This window comes from Vibrio sp. 10N.222.55.C6 (assembly GCF_041473395.1).
Classification (GTDB): domain Bacteria; phylum Pseudomonadota; class Gammaproteobacteria; order Enterobacterales; family Vibrionaceae; genus Vibrio; species Vibrio crassostreae_C.
In genome coordinates, this window is the sequence record NZ_JBFRSD010000033.1 from 59,008 (window position 1) to 77,245 (window position 18,238).

General features: G+C 46.0%; 15 protein-coding genes. 10 read left to right on the forward strand and 5 right to left on the reverse strand.

All coding sequences use genetic code 11. From position 1 onward, the window contains the following. Positions 1–81 precede the first annotated feature (81 nt). The gene (locus tag AB4486_RS17615) at positions 82–1,344 is read right to left on the reverse strand and encodes an amidohydrolase family protein (RefSeq protein ID WP_372117944.1); all 1,263 of its coding nucleotides are present in this window, start codon (positions 1,342–1,344) and stop codon (positions 82–84) included. A 405-nt stretch (positions 1,345–1,749) separates the two neighbouring features. On the opposite strand from AB4486_RS17615, the gene AB4486_RS17620 reads away from it, so the two are divergent. Together AB4486_RS17620 and AB4486_RS17625 are read left to right on the forward strand one after the other, a co-directional pair. Further along, on the forward strand, positions 1,750–3,093 hold the full coding sequence (locus AB4486_RS17620) for a CAP domain-containing protein (protein ID WP_229648056.1): 1,344 nt from the start codon (positions 1,750–1,752) through the stop codon (positions 3,091–3,093). 287 nt (positions 3,094–3,380) lie between these two features. Beyond that, a complete protein-coding gene (locus AB4486_RS17625) occupies positions 3,381–3,869 on the forward strand; it encodes a hypothetical protein (RefSeq protein ID WP_102533577.1) in 489 nt (162 codons plus the stop codon). A gap of 111 nt (positions 3,870–3,980) precedes the next feature. Here AB4486_RS17625 and AB4486_RS17630 read toward each other — a convergent pair whose 3' ends face one another. Then, positions 3,981–5,729, reverse strand: coding sequence for an amidohydrolase (locus AB4486_RS17630; RefSeq protein WP_372117948.1), 1,749 nt, complete (start codon positions 5,727–5,729; stop codon positions 3,981–3,983). Between the two features lie 320 nt (positions 5,730–6,049). Here AB4486_RS17630 and AB4486_RS17635 point away from each other — a divergent pair, with 320 nt between their 5' ends. After that, complete coding sequence (locus AB4486_RS17635) at positions 6,050–6,568, forward strand: lipocalin family protein (RefSeq protein ID WP_372117950.1); 519 nt, start codon at positions 6,050–6,052, stop codon at positions 6,566–6,568. Positions 6,569–6,661: 93 nt separating this feature from the next. Here the strand turns inward: AB4486_RS17635 and AB4486_RS17640 are convergent, their stop codons facing one another. Further along, complete coding sequence (locus AB4486_RS17640; protein ID WP_065103881.1) at positions 6,662–7,036, reverse strand: hypothetical protein; 375 nt, start codon at positions 7,034–7,036, stop codon at positions 6,662–6,664. A gap of 76 nt (positions 7,037–7,112) precedes the next feature. Further along, positions 7,113–7,418, reverse strand: coding sequence for a monooxygenase (locus tag AB4486_RS17645; protein WP_102429136.1), 306 nt, complete (start codon positions 7,416–7,418; stop codon positions 7,113–7,115). 156 nt (positions 7,419–7,574) lie between these two features. Here AB4486_RS17645 and AB4486_RS17650 point away from each other — a divergent pair, with 156 nt between their 5' ends. Then, positions 7,575–8,486, forward strand: a complete 912-nt coding sequence (locus AB4486_RS17650) for a LysR family transcriptional regulator (protein WP_372117954.1) — start codon at positions 7,575–7,577, stop codon at positions 8,484–8,486. A gap of 18 nt (positions 8,487–8,504) precedes the next feature. Here AB4486_RS17650 and AB4486_RS17655 read toward each other — a convergent pair whose 3' ends face one another. Continuing rightward, complete coding sequence (locus tag AB4486_RS17655; RefSeq protein ID WP_102393158.1) at positions 8,505–9,119, reverse strand: TetR/AcrR family transcriptional regulator; 615 nt, start codon at positions 9,117–9,119, stop codon at positions 8,505–8,507. A 236-nt stretch (positions 9,120–9,355) separates the two neighbouring features. Between AB4486_RS17655 and AB4486_RS17660 the strand changes: the two genes are divergently transcribed. From AB4486_RS17660 to cyoD, 6 genes are all read left to right on the forward strand, one after another. Then, positions 9,356–10,480: an efflux RND transporter periplasmic adaptor subunit gene (locus AB4486_RS17660; RefSeq protein ID WP_372117958.1), complete on the forward strand. Its 1,125-nt coding sequence runs from the start codon at positions 9,356–9,358 to the stop codon at positions 10,478–10,480. Positions 10,481–10,488: 8 nt separating this feature from the next. Then, complete coding sequence (locus AB4486_RS17665; RefSeq protein ID WP_372117961.1) at positions 10,489–13,587, forward strand: efflux RND transporter permease subunit; 3,099 nt, start codon at positions 10,489–10,491, stop codon at positions 13,585–13,587. Between the two features lie 749 nt (positions 13,588–14,336). Next, positions 14,337–15,233, forward strand: coding sequence for a ubiquinol oxidase subunit II (gene cyoA / locus AB4486_RS17670; protein ID WP_081326284.1), 897 nt, complete (start codon positions 14,337–14,339; stop codon positions 15,231–15,233). 5 nt (positions 15,234–15,238) lie between these two features. Then, positions 15,239–17,314 carry a cytochrome o ubiquinol oxidase subunit I gene (gene cyoB / locus AB4486_RS17675; protein ID WP_017066634.1) on the forward strand — a complete coding sequence of 692 codons (2,076 nt, stop codon included), beginning with the start codon at positions 15,239–15,241 and terminating at the stop codon, positions 17,312–17,314. Continuing rightward, positions 17,286–17,921 carry a cytochrome o ubiquinol oxidase subunit III gene (cyoC, locus tag AB4486_RS17680; RefSeq protein WP_080967339.1) on the forward strand — a complete coding sequence of 212 codons (636 nt, stop codon included), beginning with the start codon at positions 17,286–17,288 and terminating at the stop codon, positions 17,919–17,921. The genes cyoB and cyoC overlap by 29 nt, the downstream gene beginning before the upstream one ends. Beyond that, positions 17,921–18,232 (forward strand): cytochrome o ubiquinol oxidase subunit IV, encoded by a 312-nt coding sequence (cyoD, locus tag AB4486_RS17685; protein WP_004736302.1) that lies wholly within the window; start codon positions 17,921–17,923, stop codon positions 18,230–18,232. The genes cyoC and cyoD overlap by 1 nt, the downstream gene beginning before the upstream one ends. Positions 18,233–18,238 lie beyond the last annotated feature (6 nt).

An 18,238-nucleotide genomic window follows, 5' to 3' on the forward strand; every position in this document is an offset into this window, starting at 1 on the left:
AGCAAACAACCAAGTTAGTCATCTCGGTTATTTGCTTTAGATTTGTTGCTTTTATGGTGAATGGACGAGCGCTTTTCGAGGTTAAAGCGTGTTTTTGTACACCTTGCCGTCTTTCATGATCAGTTTTTGTGTCTCTGTGTTCGCCACACATGCAACACTTTCCAGTGGGTTGCCATCGATGATCAATAGGTCGGCATACGCGCCTTCAACGATCTGACCTAACTTGCCTTCTTGGTATGGGTGTTGGTAGGTCGACATTTCGAACAAGCGACCACAGTTTGATGTCGCCATGCGAAGCGCGGTGATGGTATCGAATACTTGCTCAATCGCACCAAGTTCATTCAATTGTGTCGCGTGAACGTTGGTTTCACCTACACAGTCAGTGCCAAAAGCGATGTTCTGGATGTCGTATTTCTTAATCAGTTCTGCTGACTTGAACATCGCTTTGCCTACGCGTTCTGTCTTGCGGTATGTCTCTTCATTTGGCAGCGGGATCTTACGCTCTGCAATCAATGAAGAGGTAAAGTAAGAAGGAATCACCCAAATGCCTTTCTCTTTAATGATTTCGGCAATGTCGTCGTCCATGATGGTCGCGTGTTCGAAAGACATCACGCCCGCTTCAGCTGCTCGGCGCATCGCATCAGAGGTGTGGATGTGCGCAGCGACATAAGTGCCGTAATCTGAAGCGGCCTCAACTGCGGCTTTCATCTCGTCTGATGTAAATTGCAATGTGTCTAGCGGGTCGAAGGTTGAAGATGCGCCACCGCCAGCCATGATCTTGATTTGTGATGCGCCCATGAATAGCTGTTCACGCACCGCTTTCAATACTTCTGAACGCCCATCGGCCACTTTCATTGAGCCTTGCTTCATCATTGGTGAGTCTTCATGGCCGTTTGCTAAACGCTCTTGTGCTTGGTTTTGACGGTAATCGGAGTGACCACAGGTTTGTGAGATAGCCGCCATTGAAGGAAGAATGCGTGGGCCAGTCGCATAGCCCTTGTCGATACTGTTTTTAAGGCCAAGCGTATTGCCCGCCACGTCGCGAATGGTAGTAAAGCCGCGCATTAACATCTCTTCTGAAATCTTTGCTGAGCGAATCGCCACTTCTTCACGAGTCATCGTATCAATGACATTAAAAGAGGCAGAGAGCGTGATATGAACGTGCGCATCAATCAGGCCTGGCATGACTGTGCCACCTTGAGCATCAATGATTTCATCCGCTAACGTTGCATCAACCTTGCCAATTTGAGTAATCAAGTTGTCTTCAATAAGAAGTGATACGTTCTCGATTAGGTTGTTATCAACACCGTTAAATACGTTCGCGTTAGTGATTAGCTTTTTCATAGTCTGCACCTTTTGGAAATGAGTGTGTGTCGCTGATGGGGTCATCATATGGGGCGCAGCATTTGAAGAATGGCCATTTGGTGACAAGCAATGACGAGACTTATCTTTTGGTGCTTTTCAATATTTCTAAGTTTTTCCTACTCGAACGTTAAGGTGTATTTCAAATCGTCGTCACCTTGTGTTGAGAGTCAATTTACCGAACTGTAACTGGATCTAAAACGGAAGGCTTAATGAAAATACTGAATGAGTTCATCCACTTATAGGTCGAACGTTAAATTGACAATATCTTATAAAATGTTAAATCGGTGTCAGTATTTAGGGGCTCTGACATTGGTCTGAAATTTAAGTTCGTTCTATGAGGCAACATCCTTACATCAAGAAAAATATATGCTTAAGGATTAACTCATGAAAAAACAAAATATCTCGGCAGTCGCCCTTCTAGCACTGATTATTACGGGTTGTGGTGGAGAGAGTTCATCAGGAGGTGACAGCACAACGTCTAATAACGCTAATGTTCCAAGTAATCCAAGTAATCCAAGTAATACCGGCTCATCATCTACCTCTCAGCAGCCTGACATTAAAGCTCTTAGCAACAATATGATTTTTGCGATCGAAGGTTTTATCGAAGAAACGGATCCAATCAGAAATTTCTCATCTATTACCGTCAAAAATGAGCTGCCTGCGTTCAAGAGTGGAGATACTCAGGAGGTTGATGTGACTATCGCTGTACCAACAATCGTTATCGATAATGGCAGCAACTTTGTTAACGATTGGCACTGTTACGAAACCACAGGATTAAGCGCGCAAAGGAAGGATCATCAGTTACTTGTGGACGGTACAATTTCTGAATATCGATACGATATGCAAAGTAACTCTTGTTCTAGTGAGCTCTTGGGATCGTATGTGTTTAACGATGCGGTGTTCGACAGTTCGTTGGAATTTAAAACCGTTGGCAGCGTAGTTTCCAAAGATGGGAGCGGGACAGAGTCTAATTTACCTACTTACGATTTTATCGCTCAAGCTTATGGAGAGCAGTCAAAAGAGCGGTTTGGTGATTCGTGGGAATTATTACAGCGCGACAAAATTAACGCAGCAGCTAAGGAGGTTGGGGCCTCGATCTTTGAGTTGAACACTTCATCTGGAAAGATCGATTTGGATCTAGGTCAGCTTAATAGCGACACTCTCATCGATTTCGCTTCACTAGATACAAATCAATTATTGAATGGTGCGATTTGGGGGATGCCCGGTCAAGGCGTTGCCGATGAAAAATGGTGCCGAATTGTGAATATTCCAGAAGATCTAAGTCAGAACAGTATCAAGTACCAATCTGTTATCTCGACAAATTGTGCGAGGTCGACACAACGTTATTGTGATGCCTTTGGTTCATCGTTTTCGAGTGGTAACTACCCACCAGCAGCTCCTATCGCTTGGGACAATAATACGGCGAGTAATGCCCAGTTGAACTCAGATGAGCAGTACCGAAGAGATGCTCAAGGTCACTTTGTTGTGAACAGTTCTGGTCAGAATGCGTTTGTCCTCTCATCCAATTCGGTTGTGATTCCTATTTTCGGTTACACCAGTCCACGAAGTGATGGGCAAATTAACAATGCCGGTCTTAATAGTTGGGCTGGTCACGAAGGTCACTGCCAAAACGTGATGAATAGCCGACACACAAAGATGGGGATTGGATACAAAGCCAGTAAGTCAGATGCATCGAAGATGTCTTATTGGACGCAAGATTTCAATTAACACACTCATTGCTTAAATAAAGGTCATCCATTTAGCGTCGCTATTCTTTCTTTAGTTGGTAGTGGCAGGTTACTTGGTAGTAGCAGATCACTCGAGAGTGCCATTTTACTTTACAGTGATACGTGGGCGATCAGGATTATTGAAGGTGGAGGCGCGAGGACACTATGACGATTCATTAATGTCGTGAATGATTTTGAGTGGTGTCATGAAATGGTAAGTTTTGCTTCGATTCGAACGCTAAGATGTATTTCAAATCAAGGCGACTTATCAAATTAGAGAGAGACAGAATGACTAAATCAGACAAAGTTTACGGATTCAACACACCACAACGTCTATTCGTAGGTTACACGTTAGCCGTGCTGGTGGACTTAGTAGTGCTTAACTTTTTCGATGAGTACTGGGACTTCGTCAACATTGAATCTTTCACTATTTCTTTGATAGCGGCGTTGCTGCTGCAGTTATTGTTGAAGCTCTCTATTGGCTTAGAACACAAGGTAGCGGATTACTTCAAACAGAAATCTGGAACGGCACCTAAGGTGTATCGAGCACTGTCGACATACATTATTCTTGTTGGCTCAAAATTCGTCATGCTAGAAGCGATAAACCTTATGTTCGGTGACAAGGTGAGCTTCACAGGCCCTTGGGGCGGTGTAGTTGCGTTCTTCGCTGTGGTATTTACAATTTTGGTTGCTGAAGTGATTGTATCGAAGATCTACTTTGCTCTGGATGAAAAGCAAGAATCAAATGAGAAAGCACTAAAAGAGACCAACGCGTAACAGAACTAAAATACATATGTGAATAACAGACGAGCCAGCTGATTAAGCTGGCTCGTTTTCGTTTTCGTTTTCGTTTGAGTTGCGATAACCAATTCGACGTGCTTGTTGGTTCTATTTTTCGTAAACCACACTTCCGCGCAACACCGTCATCAACACCTGAGTCTTGGCTATTTGTCTTGCAGATATGGTCGTTATGTCTCGGTCGAGAATGGCGAAGTCCGCTGATTTTCCTACCTCAATAGATCCAGTGATGTCGTCGATGCCCAAGCTAGAAGCGGCATTAATCGTGTAAGCGTCGATAGCCGTGTAGATATCAGTTAGGCCCGTTTTACCCATGATTAAACTGTTCGCGATGCCGACCAATGGGTTGATGTCGTGTACGTTCCAGTCACTGCTTAAGGTGATATTCGCGTCGGTCTTGAGAATCGCGTCGAGGTTCATCATGGCTTTAGCACGGCGAGCACCAAGGAAAGCTTCGGCCCATTGGTGTTGATGCCTTGCAACGTAATCAGAGCCGACTTGGAAATCTGCGGTCACGTCTAATTGGCGAAAACGTGGCACATCTTCATCATTGATTAATTCGACATGGGTTAGGGTGTAGGGCTTGGTTGAACCTTGTTTGCGAATGCTTTCTATCGCATCAAGCGATTCACGAACGGCACCATCACCAATGGCATGAATGTGGGCGCTAAACCCTATTTTTTCGAGCGCAGTTAGCCACTCTTTCATTTGTTCTGGTGGAATATAGTTCAAGCCATTAGGAGACTGGGGAAGATAAGTATCTAAGTAGGGTGCGAGCGTTTTGGCGGTGCCGTTGATAAAGATGCCGTCGCTGTACATTTTCACCTGATCGACAAGTAACAGACGGCTTTTATCGTCGGAATACATCTTCTCAAAGACTTCTAATTGAGAAGGTATTGCCATCGATGGGTATACCCAAGGGCGCAGCGACACGCGTGCCGTTAAGTCTTGATTTTGCTCGGCCTCTAGCCAAACGTCATACCAACCTCGTTTCCAATACATGCGACCGTCGCCAATGGTGGTGATGCCGTGGGCTGCCGCTTCCTCAAGCCCGAACATTAACCCTTGGTAGCTTTGCTCAAACAGTTCGCTTTGGCTGTTCCAAGCCATCTCCATCACTTGATCGCCAGCATTGTCTAGCAAGATGCCATTGAGCTTGCTGCTATCAGGATCTTTTAAATAAGCGCCACCTTGTGGATCCGGAGATTGTTGGCTGATTCGGGCGATTTTTAGTGCTTTGGAGTTGACCCACATTGAGTGTGATGTCTGCTCCATGATCACCACAGGGCGATCCGGGAAGATACTGTCGATGATCTCTAGTGGCGTGTAGTCAGAGTCGCTATCGAGCGTCGCTTCTAAAGAAAAACCATAACCCATTAGCCAACCTCTGCCATCGGTATCAGCATTGATCTTACACGCTTCTAAGTAGGGTATTTGCTCTTCTAACGTTGCTTCAGAGTCGAGTTCACAATTGCCACCCAGCTCTGAGGCGGCTTCAAACACATGGTTATGGTTGTCAATGAACCCCGGCAAGACAAAGGCATTGTCTAGATCAATGACATCAGTGCTTTGCCCTTGAAAAGTTTGCGCCTGTGATTGGTTACCGATAAAGATGATCTTGCCTTTGTGGGTAACGATCGAGTCTGACTCGCGATGCCCATATATATCTGCATTGGTAAAAATTTGGTCAGCACTTTGGCTTTTAACAGTTGTTTGCGCTTGAACTGCTGTTTGTGTTTGAACAATAGTGTTGGCTTGTGCAAGCACAGGCGCTACGGCCGATAAGCTTGCGAGTAATGCTATCCATGCAGTGCGTGACAGAGTGAGCTTGTTATTCATTATTATGTCTTCCATGTTCCACTGTTTAGTAAGTATAGAAAGCGAGTGGCCAGAATCATATCGTGAATTTTTAATAATAAAGTGTCCTTGGTTGCTCTCTTGTTTGAATGTAATTCCAGTGCCTTTTGAGGTGGTTGTGGGAATACAGCTCGTCAATAAAGGATTGCGAATCCATTCGCAGACTAAACAATTCACATAAGGTTCTGAATAAATTACAGTTAAGTGAGCTATAAAAATGGATTTAACGTATTACCAAGGATGTAAGTTTATGTTTTCAAGAGACTTACTCGCATTACTAATAAAAACAAGTCGAGGTTAGGATGAAAAAAATATTATTGCTGCTTAGCGTGATCTTATTGGGTGGTTGTGTTGGCATGCCCGAAACGGTAAAGCCTGTTCAACAGTTTGAGTTGGAACGATACCTAGGGAAATGGTACGAAGTGGCTCGTTTGGATCACTCGTTTGAGCGTGGCTTAGACAACATCAGCGCTGAATACAGCCTTCGTGATGATGGCGGCGTGAAGGTGATTAACCGTGGTTATTCGGCGGAAGAAGGTGAGTGGAACGAAGCGGAAGGAAAAGCGTACTTCGTTGAGGGCTCTGAACAAGGCTATTTGAAAGTGTCTTTCTTTGGCCCTTTCTACGGCGCTTATGTCGTGTTTGAATTAGACAAAGAGGGCTACCAATACGCGTTTGTTTCTGGGCCCGACACTGATTACTTATGGCTACTCGCAAGAACGCCTGAAGTCGCACCAGAAGTGATGGAGAAGTTTAAAGCCATGTCGAAAGAGCGTGGCTTCAATACTGATGAATTGATTTACGTTGAGCACAGCAAATAAGCTGAGCGCGCTAGGTTAACGACAGTTGATTGAGAAAAAGGAACAGATGATGAGTGCATCTGTTCCTTTTTTATTGGTTTGGTTTTGTATGAACTAGCCTTGTCGACGAACCTGCAACACGCTGAGTATCGATAGTGATAGGAAGAACGCAGGGTCACTCCAACCAAAACCAACAAAAATGCCTGTAAACGCGGCATACAAGGTGATGATGGCACCCAGCATGTTGGTCACAACCAAACCTTGTACGAGCTTTTTGGCACTGACTCCGGGCTCAATGTCTCGCAATAACCAACTTATCGCGGCAATACCACCAAGGAAGATACTGGTGTGCTGAGAGAGAAAATAAGCGTACTTATCATTAATTTCTACGCCGTACATAGGCCACATGACCGTTGGTAGGAAAAACAACGCCAAAGCAAACCCTGCGTAAATGATGCCGTGTAGGCTTAAAAACGTTTTATTGTTCATTTGTTATCTCTCTATCTCGTGCCTTTCGCTAATTCTTTATTCATTCCAATCGCTTTGTTTTCATTCAGCGAATTAACTAGTCGTTGATTGGGCCTTTGTTAATGGTAGTTAAAGGCTGGTTCACGTCGAAAATTACACCACGTACTTCGTCGACACCCATCTGTTTAAGGCGAGCGCTATGCATCGCTAGGTACGTCTCTGCACTGAGTTGGTCTTCAAAAAGATAGACACCACCGCCCAGTTTTTCAGCTTCGTTTTCTGTCCAGATTTTCCAGATCATACCCGGTTCGTTGTTAATAGATTTTGCTAGGTCAACTAGCGCGCTCGACATCTCTTCACCAAATGGGCCTGAAAATTCAAAATCGACTTGTAATAATTTCATGGTTATTTCTCCAAACAGTTACTTGGTATTGCGCTGAGACTCATGGTCATTTCGCAAAACGTAGGGGGCTTGATTGCCTGTTGGAATAGATATTACCTGTAAAAAACAGACAGAAAAGTTCATAATATAGTTAATAACTATCAGGATTTTAGACCGATGAGATTGAAAACCACCCTCGACCAATGGCAAACGCTTTACGAAATTGACCGTGCAGGCAGCATTCAGGCGGCGGCAGTGCAATTGAACAAGAGCCACACCACGCTGATCTATGCGCTGAGAAAATTGGAGGACCAATTAGGCGTGACTTTAGTGCAGGTTGAAGGTCGTAGGGCGGTCTTGTCGGAGGATGGTAAATCACTGTTGCGCCGTGCAAGCAGTATGTTGGAACAAGCTCGCGAGCTAGAGTTGATCAGTGAACAGCTGGCGAAAGGCGTCGAATCTGAAATCGTGGTCGCCGTGGATCATTTGTGCTGCCTTGAACGCCTTTATCAACCGATGGCGGCATTTTTGGCGGAGAACAACACCACATCGATACAAGTGATTGAAACGTCACTGTCTAAAACAACGGAAATGGTGACTCAAGAACTGGCTGATGTGGCTATCATCAACTTGCCTATTACTAATTACTCAGCCGAAGCGTTTGGTTTTACGATGATGGAGCCAGTAGTTGCTAGCTCACATCCGTTAGCAAGTGCCGTTTCACTGTCGTTGAATCAACTGTCGTCTTTGCCACAAATTGTGGTGCGAGATTTAGGTACACGATCTAATCAAGGCACTAAAAGCCAAGGGAACAAACAGGATGTGGGTTGGTTGAAGTCGAGTCAGCGCATTACGGTGGATAATTTCGATCATGCGTTTGGCGCGGTAGAGCAGGGAGTCGGTTATTGTCGACTACCAAAGCACATTGTTGAAAGTCGAGGTAGCGACAAGCTCACTGTGTTGAATGTCGAAAATGGCAGTGGGTATCACGTTCCGCTGCACCTGACTTTACCAAAAGGAGCCAAGACAGGCCCTGCTGCTAAACGTTTCTATGAGTTACTTCTTGAGTCAGCTTCAAATGCGAGCTAACGGTTAAATATTCTAAGATTAACGAGGCTGGTTGCCGTTCAAGAATAGCGCGACACATTCGCGAGTGTAGTGAAGCCTTTCTTCTTCGGATTCTCCGCTATCGTGACCGAAGAATGACCAATACGCCGATTTGCCGTGAAACATCAGCAACAGTTGGCGTGCTGCAATGACTGGTGAGCTTGATGTCGACAGTGTGAGATCACCAGAGTCTATTTTCGACTGCAAATAATCAGCAAGTAATTTGGTGGTTTTCTGAGGCCCAGTTTCTAAATAGATAGAGGCGATCTCTGGGTGCGTGTTGGATTGGCTCACAGCATTTTGAAAGGTCTGTCTGGACTGCTCATCAAGTAACAAATCTTGAAACTTCACACCAAACTTCACCAATTCGTCTTCCAAAGTGGCATTCATATCAAAAGCAGAAGGGCTGAGTTCGCGCTCGGCACACTTAGTTTGCATGCAGGTTTCGAAAAGCTCGTCTTTGTTTTTAAAGTGAGAGTAGACCGTTTGCTTGGAAACGTTCGCTGCTTTGGCTATTTGATCCATATTGATCTTGAAGCCATGTTCAGAGAAAAGTTGGCTGGCTGCGGTTAAGATCTGCGATCTCTTCTGTTCACTCTTGATGATTTTTGTCACGTGCTTGCTTCTCGTTACTTGGTGTTGGGTCGTTACCTAGCTTGTCTCTTTGCTTAGTGCCTATTGATACTCCGCTATAGGTGTCTCATTTGGCGCTAAGCATTATGCTTTTTGTGATGGTTTTATCAAACATTAACCATGAAACTTATTTTTAACACAATCAAACTAGACAGTCTAGTTTGGTTTGGTTAGTCTAAAAAAAGAACATAATTGAGTACCGCATAGGAACAGGAAGTATGTATAAATTGATGAAGGGAAGCGCAGTAGCAGTGGCGTTGTCGACTCTTCTTGTCGGGTGTGGTGAAAATACACAAGCCGAGACAGCATCGGATGCAGATAATGCTGCAGTGGAATCGAGTAGTGCAGCGTCGACAGTCTTAACAGTAGAAACTGTCGCTTTGGAACGCTCTCCATCGTATGCGGTACAGCGTGAATATGTCGGTGTGGTAAAGGCCGGGCAGCAGGCGAATTTGGGTTTTGAATTGGCGGGTAAGGTCAATGAGATTCTGGTGGATGTCGGTGACACAGTCACAACAGGTCAGCCGTTGATCAGACTGGATACCCAACTTTTGGAAACCGAGTCTAGCCAACTGAAAGCGCAGGCTGAAGAAGTCAAAGCTCAATTGAGTTTGGTGGCAGCGAACCTTAAACGTCAACGTTCATTGAAAGCGAAAGGCTTCAGTGCCGAAGCTGAGATTGATTCGTTAACCAGTGAGCAACGCGTATTGCAGGCGAACTTGCTGCGTATTGATGCCTCGGTAAAAGGCAATCAATTGAAGCTGGTGAAATCGACAGTTCGTGCGCCATATTCAGGGACTATCGCAACCCGCTTTGTCTCGCTTGGAGATGTAGTGAATGTAGGGAATCCAACTCTTACACTGCTTGCCTCTGAAGGGAAAGAGGCCTTTATCGGTATTCCTGCCCATCAAATGAAAAAGGTTACTTCACTTTCCGCCCCAAGTATTCGCGTCGGGCGAGATGAATTCGCTGTGAGCCTGTTGAATCCGGGCGCAATGGTCGACACACAGTCTCGCAGTGTCGGTTTGCGTTACTTGTTTCCTGAACAATCGTCGGTGTTAGAAGGGCAACTTGCCTATCTGAAATTTGATGAGCAGATTGATGACCAAGGCTACTGGGTGCCATTAACGGGTTTGATTGATGGATTGCGCGGTGTGTGGAACATCTTTGTGATTGGTGAAGACAACAAAGTTGAGCGCCGAAGTGTTCAGGTGTTGTTTGCCAACAATCAACAAGCGTACGTGAGTGGGGCGATTGAAGACGGTGAACAAGTGATTGCCAGTGGTTTACATCGTTTAGTTCCCGGACAAACCGTGAAGCCAGCAAGCGTTACTGCTGAATAGGAAATAGCATGAAAATCATAGAGACTATTTCCAACACTCGACTGCTTATCTTAATGACCGCACTGCTGATGGTGAGTGGTATTTCTGCGTTCATGACGTTGCCGCGTGCAGAAGATCCGGTGATCATCAACCGTTACGCGAACATTACTACCAGTTTCCCCGGCGCCAGTGCCGAGCGTGTTGAAACCTTGGTAACAGAAGTTATCGAGAACAAGCTGCGTGAGCTGAGTGAAGTTAAACTCGTGAGCTCAACCTCAAGACCGGGCGTGTCTATTGTCACCTTAGAATTGAATGACACCATCACCGAGCCTGAGCCGGTTTGGTCTCAAGCTCGCGACAAGCTATCTGACATCGAATCCATTTTGCCTGCGGGCTCTCACTCTCCCGATCTCGATAGTGATCATACCTATGCTTTCACAACCATCGCATCTCTAACCTGGTCTGGTTCAGGCGAGCCTGACCGATTAACGCTGGGCCGTTATGCCAAAGAGCTCGCCAAGCGGTTACGAACCTTGTCGGGTACTGAATTCGTTGATGAATATGGGATGCCACAAGAAGAGATTCAAATCAGTTTACGTACCGCAGATGCAGCCGCGTTGGGGCGCTCAAGTGCTAATATTGCTGAGTCGCTAGAAGGGGCGGACGCCAAGAACTCGGCGGGTGAACTGGTCAGTGCTTATTCTCGCTTTGGCTTAGAAATTAAATCTGAACTCGATTCTATTGAACGTATTAAGCAAGTGCCAATAGCCACTGATAGCAAAGGTCACATCATCCGTATGGAAGACATTGCTTCTGTGAGGCGTGGTGAGAAAACCCCGCAAGACCAGATTGCCATTATTGATGGTGAGCCGGGTGTGATTGTCGCGGCAAGAATGCACCCTGATCTGCGAGTTGATAACTGGACGTCGCGAGCTAATGCTCTGATTGGTAAATTTGAGCAAGAGTTACCAAGTAACGTTAAGGTGACCGTGCTCTTTAATCAGCAAGGTTATACCGAAACTCGCTTAGACGATTTAGGCAAAAGCTTGATGATCGGTTTCGGTCTGATCTTGATTGTTCTGTTTGTCACTTTAGGCGTGCGTGCCGCGATCTTAGTCGCCATTTCTCTGCCGTTAACCTCATTATTGACCTTGTCGATCATGAAAATGACCGGTGTGCCGATTAACCAAATGTCGGTGACAGGCCTAATTGTGGCGCTCGGGATCATGGTTGATAACGCGGTGGTGATGGTCGATACCATTCAAGCTTATCGTTTGAAAGGGCAACAACGAGCAGAAGCGACCATGAATGCATTGAAGCATTTATGGGTGCCGTTATTAGGCTCAACTTTAACTACCGTGTTGGCGTTTGCCCCGATTATCTTGATGCCGGGTGCATCGGGTGAGTTCGTCGGTGGTATTGCGATTACCGTTTCTTTCTCATTGATCGGCTCTTACATCATCTCGCACACCTTAATCGCAGGCTTAGCGACTAAGCTACTGCCGAAACAACTCAGTGATGTCGACAAGAAAGGACAGCACCATTGGTACATGACCGGCTTAAGAATCCCGGCTTTGACGCGCTGGTTCTCATCTTCTGTCCGCTTTGGTGTCACGCATCCAATTATCACGATTGCTTTGGTGTTGTTGGTTCCGTTTACCGGTTACTGGAGTATGTCTCAGCTGACTGAGCAATTCTTCCCGCCATCAGACCGAGACATGTTTGAGATCCAGGTGTACATGCCGCCGCAAGCGAGCATTTATGCCACTAAAAACACCTCTGAAAAAATCGACGATATCATTCATCGTTACCCTGAAGTGGAGCGTATCGATTGGCTCGTGGGTGCAAACTTCCCATCCTTCTATTACAACCTGCAAGCAAGGCAAAATAATGCGCCATACTTCTCGCAAGCCATGGTGAAAACAGAGAACTTTGACCAAGCCAATACGCTAATTCCACAGTTGCAAAAGGTGTTGGATGAAGAGGTGCCGGAAGCACAAATCTTGGTACGTAAGCTTAACCAAGGGCCTCCATTTACCGCGCCCGTTGAACTGCGAGTGTATGGTGAAAACCTCGATACGTTGAAAGCGATTGGTGAGGATGTGCGATTGATTTTGGCGGGTGTTCCTCATGTGACGCACACAAGGGAAACCCTGCAACCAGGTACTCCGAAGGTGTGGTTGAAGGTTGATGAAGACACCGCAAAGCTGAATGGTATTTCATTGAACCAGTTCGCAGGTATGCTGCAAACTACGCTGACAGGTCGTGAAAGTGGCTCTGTGATTGAAGGCAGTGAATCGGTGCCAATCCGTGTTCGTGTGGCAGATGAGGCGCGTGAGAACTTAGCGCATTTAAGCAATATCCGTTTACCAATCAGTTCAGATGTCTACTCGACAGGTATTAACGTATCGACACTGGCCGAACTTGAACTGACCACAAGTCGCGGCGCGATTACTCGTCGTAACGGGCAGCGTGTGAATACCATTGAGGGCTACATTGAAGCGGGTGTCTTGCCTCAAACCGTGCTCAATGAATTCCAAAAACGCCTAGAAAACTATCAGATGCCATCAGGCTATACGATTGGTTTTGGTGGTGAATCTGCTGAACGAGATAATTCAGTCAACAGCCTCATCTCGAATGTCGCAGTCGTGGTGGTATTGATGGTTTTGGTGGTGGTGATGTCATTCAACTCGTTCCGAATGAGCAGCATCATCTTCATGGTAGCAGGATTGGCGGGTGGGCTAGGGTTGTTGTCGGTTTGGACTTTCGGTTATCCGTTTGGCTTTACGGTGATCATCGCGATGCTCGGCATTGCAGGTTTGGCGATCAACGCGGCCATTGTCATTCTGACCGAATTGAAGCTAGACAAGGAGGCTTCCTCTGGGAATGTTGATGCGGTCGTTGAGGCGGTGATGTCGTGTACTCGACATATCAGCTCGACCACGATTACGACGGTGGGGGGCTTTATGCCGTTGATCATCGCTGGCGGTGGTTTCTGGCCTCCGTTTGCGGTCGCGATTGTGGGCGGAACGGTATTAACCACGCTTATTTCATTCTACTTTGTGCCTGTGGTTTATCATTTGATGACTCGAAATCAGCGAAAATCCATGACTACTCAAGCGGCATAACTGTTTTTCGATTTAACGTCTCTTCAATTTGGCTACTCTTTAATTGCCCATAATCGAGCCGTATCTGGCTCGATTATGGTGTGGTTATTCTCGATAAATTCATCCCAATTCCTACCTTTTTGTTGTGCTTTTCACCGCTATTACGCCCTCAATTAGTCAAATTATCCTTTCTGTTAGTCATTATATTCTTTCAATTCGTCACATTAGTGCATAGATGAATGCTTGATTATCTTGTTGGTGAATGAGTGGGTGTTTTGAATAATCTAACCAGTGAATACCTTGTAAATGGTATGTGAATTCACAATTTTGACGGGCGTCACACTTCTATTTATTCGCTCTTTCTAATGTACCTTGAACTTGCCCCGAGCTTTGGTGGTGAGCGAGTGTTTATCTACTTTTTCTAAATCCCTTGTCAGTACTGGCTCCATCTGTGTAGCACGCTATTGATGTGTGTCTTAATCGCTTACTGCTTCTTAGTTTTCGTCTTCATAAATGGAAGGTTAGTTTCCAAGTTTGTTTGGTGAGCTTTCAATTTCAACTCTTCATAATGCGCCGAATGTAACAATGTATTTCAAAGTGTAACAATTAAGTCATGTTTTCTGTGTGGTTTTAACCCAGCAGTAACGAACCTTATTGCATTGCTTTTTGAGATGCGGCGTTTCACATGCTCAACACATAAATATTCTAATGATCATGACAACCAGTACTCAGACGTTCGTTCTGAGGCTGGATAACCATCGAGAAAGTTAATGGAAGCTTCAAGATATAAACGCATTTTATCGAGGACAAATTTGTCGAAGATTGGTTTGCTGGGAACCGTTCTGATGCTCGAAGGATGTAACTCCGCATTGCTCGACCCAAAAGGTAGCGTTGGCGTTCAGGAAAAAGAGCTGATTATCACGGCTCTGTTGCTGATGTTGATTGTCGTCATCCCAGTGATTCTGATGACCATCTACTTTGCTTACCGATACCGCGAGAGCAATACCACGGAAGAGTATGCACCTGACTGGGCACACTCAACCAAGATTGAAGTGGTGGTATGGACGATTCCAATCATCATCATCGCGATTCTAGCCACCATCACTTGGCGAACAACACACGAATTAGAGCCATCAAAGCCTCTGGAAAGTGATGTGCAACCTATGGTGATCGAAGTGGTCTCTCTGGACTGGAAGTGGCTGTTCATCTATCCGGAGCAAAACATTGCGACGGTTAACTATGTTGCGTTCCCGAAAGATGTACCGGTGACGTTTAAGCTAACTTCAGACAACATCATGAACGCGTTCTTTATCCCGCGTCTTGGTTCGCAGATCTACGCGATGCCGGGAATGGTGACCAAGTTGAATTTAATTGCAAACCACGAAGGTGACTTCAAAGGCTTTGCATCGAACTACAGTGGCAAAGGGTTCTCTCAGATGAAATTCACCGCATCGGCCATGCCTGATCAAGTGGCGTTTTTAAACTGGGTGGAGAAAGTGAAAGCAAGCCCTGATCGCATCGAAGATTGGGAGCAGTTCCGTTCATTGGCCGCGCCAAGTGTGGCTGAGCCTGTGACGCTGTTTTCAAGTATCCCACCATTTTTATTCACTGATGTCGTGACCCAGCACCCTGGTTCAATGAACTGTTTGCCGGAAACCCAAGGATAATCGTCATGTTTGGAAGATTAACTCTAGACTCAATTCCCTACCACGAGCCCATTATTTTGGTCACGTTAACCATGATCGCTTTAGTGGGCAGTTTAGTGGTGTACGCGGTAACCAAAGCCGGTAAGTGGCAATACCTTTGGAATGAATGGTTTACGTCGGTAGACCACAAAAAATTGGGCTTCATGTACATTGCTGTTGCGATGGTGATGTTAGTTCGTGGCTTTGCTGATGCGGTCATGATGCGTAGCCAGCAATTGCTTTCTGCAGCCGGTGAAACGGGCTATTTGCCGCCACATCACTACGACCAGATCTTCACGGCTCACGGCGTGATCATGATTTTCTTCGTAGCGATGCCTTTGGTTATCGGTTTGATGAACATCATCGTGCCGTTGCAAATCGGTGCTCGTGATGTTGCATTCCCTTATCTGAATAACTTGAGCTTCTGGCTATTTGTGGTGGGTATTATCCTAACCAACATGTCGCTTGGCTTAGGTGAGTTTGGCCGTACGGGTTGGTTGGCGTATCCGCCGCTGTCTGGCATTGAGGCGAGCCCAGGAGTCGGGGTCGATTATTGGATATGGGCACTGCAAATATCCGGTGTGGGTACCACGTTAACGGGTGTGAACTTCTTCGCGACTATTTTGCGCATGCGTACTCCATCTATGCCAATGATGAAGATGCCAGTGTTCACTTGGGCATCTCTGTGTGCAAACATCCTGATCATCATCTCTTTCCCAATCCTAACGGTCACTATCGCGTTACTGACTTTGGATAGATACATCGGCACGCACTTCTTCACCAATGACCTTGGTGGCAACGTGATGATGTATGTGAACTTGATTTGGGCATGGGGACACCCTGAGGTGTACATCCTAATCTTGCCTATCTTCGGTGTGTTCTCTGAAGTGACTGCAACCTTCTCTCGCAAAAAACTGTTTGGTTATACCTCACTGGTATGGGCGACGGTGGCTATCACTATTTTAGCGTTTGTGGTTTGGCTACATCACTTCTTCACCATGGGTTCAGGCGCCAATGTGAATGCCTTCTTTGGCATCGCAACCATGATTATCTCTATCCCGACCGGGGTTAAGATCTTCAACTGGCTGTTCACCATGTACAAAGGTCGTATCCGTTTCACAACACCTATGTTGTGGACAGTTGGCTTCCTTATCACCTTCACCGTTGGTGGTATGACGGGCGTGTTAATGGCAGTACCGGGTGCAGACTTCATTCTGCATAACTCAGTATTCCTGATTGCGCATTTCCACAATGTAATCATCGGTGGCGTAGTGTTCGGTTGTTTCGCTGCGATTGGTTACTGGTTCCCGAAAGCGACCGGTTTCACTTTGAACGAGCTTTGGGGCAAACGCGCGTTCTACTGCTGGATCATCGGCTTCTTGATGGCGTTCTTGCCGCTTTACGCTCTAGGTTTTATGGGCATGACGCGTCGTTTGAGCCAAGACATTAACCCTGAGTTCTTCCCACTATTGGCGGTTGCGGCTGCAGGTACGGGCGTGATTGCGATGGGTGTGGTGTGTCAGTTCGTCCAGATTTACGTGAGTGTTCGTGACCGCGACCAAAACCGAGATCTAACGGGTGACCCTTGGGGCGGACGTACATTCGAATGGGCGACATCGTCACCACCACCGTTCTATAACTTTGCAAAATTGCCTAAGGGCGATGAGATCGATTCGTTCTGGTATCAAAAGCAAAGTGGTGAGTTTGATCCAACTCAGGAAGAAGAATACGAACGTATTCACATGCCGAAGAACACACCGACAGGCATTTATGTGTCTGCATGGGCGTTGGCATTTGGCTTCGCAATGATCTGGTACATCTGGTGGCTAGCGGCTGCAAGCTTAGTAGGCATCGTGGTGACGTGTATTCAACACAGCTACAACGACGATGTGGACTACTACGTGGAAGTTGAAGAGATCAAAGCGATTGAAGCGGCTCGACGTGCACAGCTTGCAGAAGCGAAGAAACAGTCAGTGAAAGGCGACCATTCTGGTCGTGGTAACAGCGCTGACACTGATAACAACGACAAAAAAGATGACTTGGAGACGACGTATGCAAGCTAATACTCCGTCACACACTTATGATCTTGCACACTCGCATGATCATCACCACGAAGCTGCGGGGAATAAGTTGTTTGGCTTCTGGGTTTACTTGATGAGTGACTGTGTCCTGTTTGCCACGCTTTTCGCGACGTATGCCGTGCTTGAGAGTGGATCAATTGCAGGGCCGACAGGTAAAGACATCTTTGAACTGCCGTTCGTGTTTGTCGAAACCATGATGCTGCTGTTCAGTAGCATCACCTTTGGTTTTGGCATGATTGCAATGAAGCGCAAAGACGTGACCGGACTGAAGCGATGGATCAAAGTTACTTTCGTATTGGGCTTAGCCTTTATCTGTATGGAAGTGTATGAGTTCCATCATTTGATTGCAGAAGGTTATGGCCCTCAAGAAAGTGCATTCCTTTCTGCGTTCTTTACCTTGGTTGGCACACACGGTTTGCACGTAACGTTTGGTCTGATTTGGATGGCGGTGGCTTATCACCAGCTTTCAACCAAAGGTTTGAACGACAACATGTCGATGCGCTTCCAGTGCTTGAGCTTGTTTTGGCACTTCCTTGATATCGTTTGGATTTGTGTATTTACCATCGTGTACTTAATGGGGGTGATGTAATGGAACAGCATCTAGACAGTGGTGCAACGGATTATGTGAAAGGCTTTATAGCGTCACTGATTCTCACCATTATTCCGTTCTACATCGTGTGGGCGCATGTATTACCAAGCACAGAAACGTACGTGATCTTGTTCGGCTGCGCGTTGGTGCAAATTTTTGTGCACTTTAAGTACTTCTTACATATGGAAGCGAAATCTTCCGATGGGCGTTGGAACTTGGTGTCACTGATGTTTACCGCCATTGTTGTATTGATTCTTATCGCTGGCTCGGTATGGATTATCTACAACATGAACGTCAACATGAAGTTGTAGGCTAAG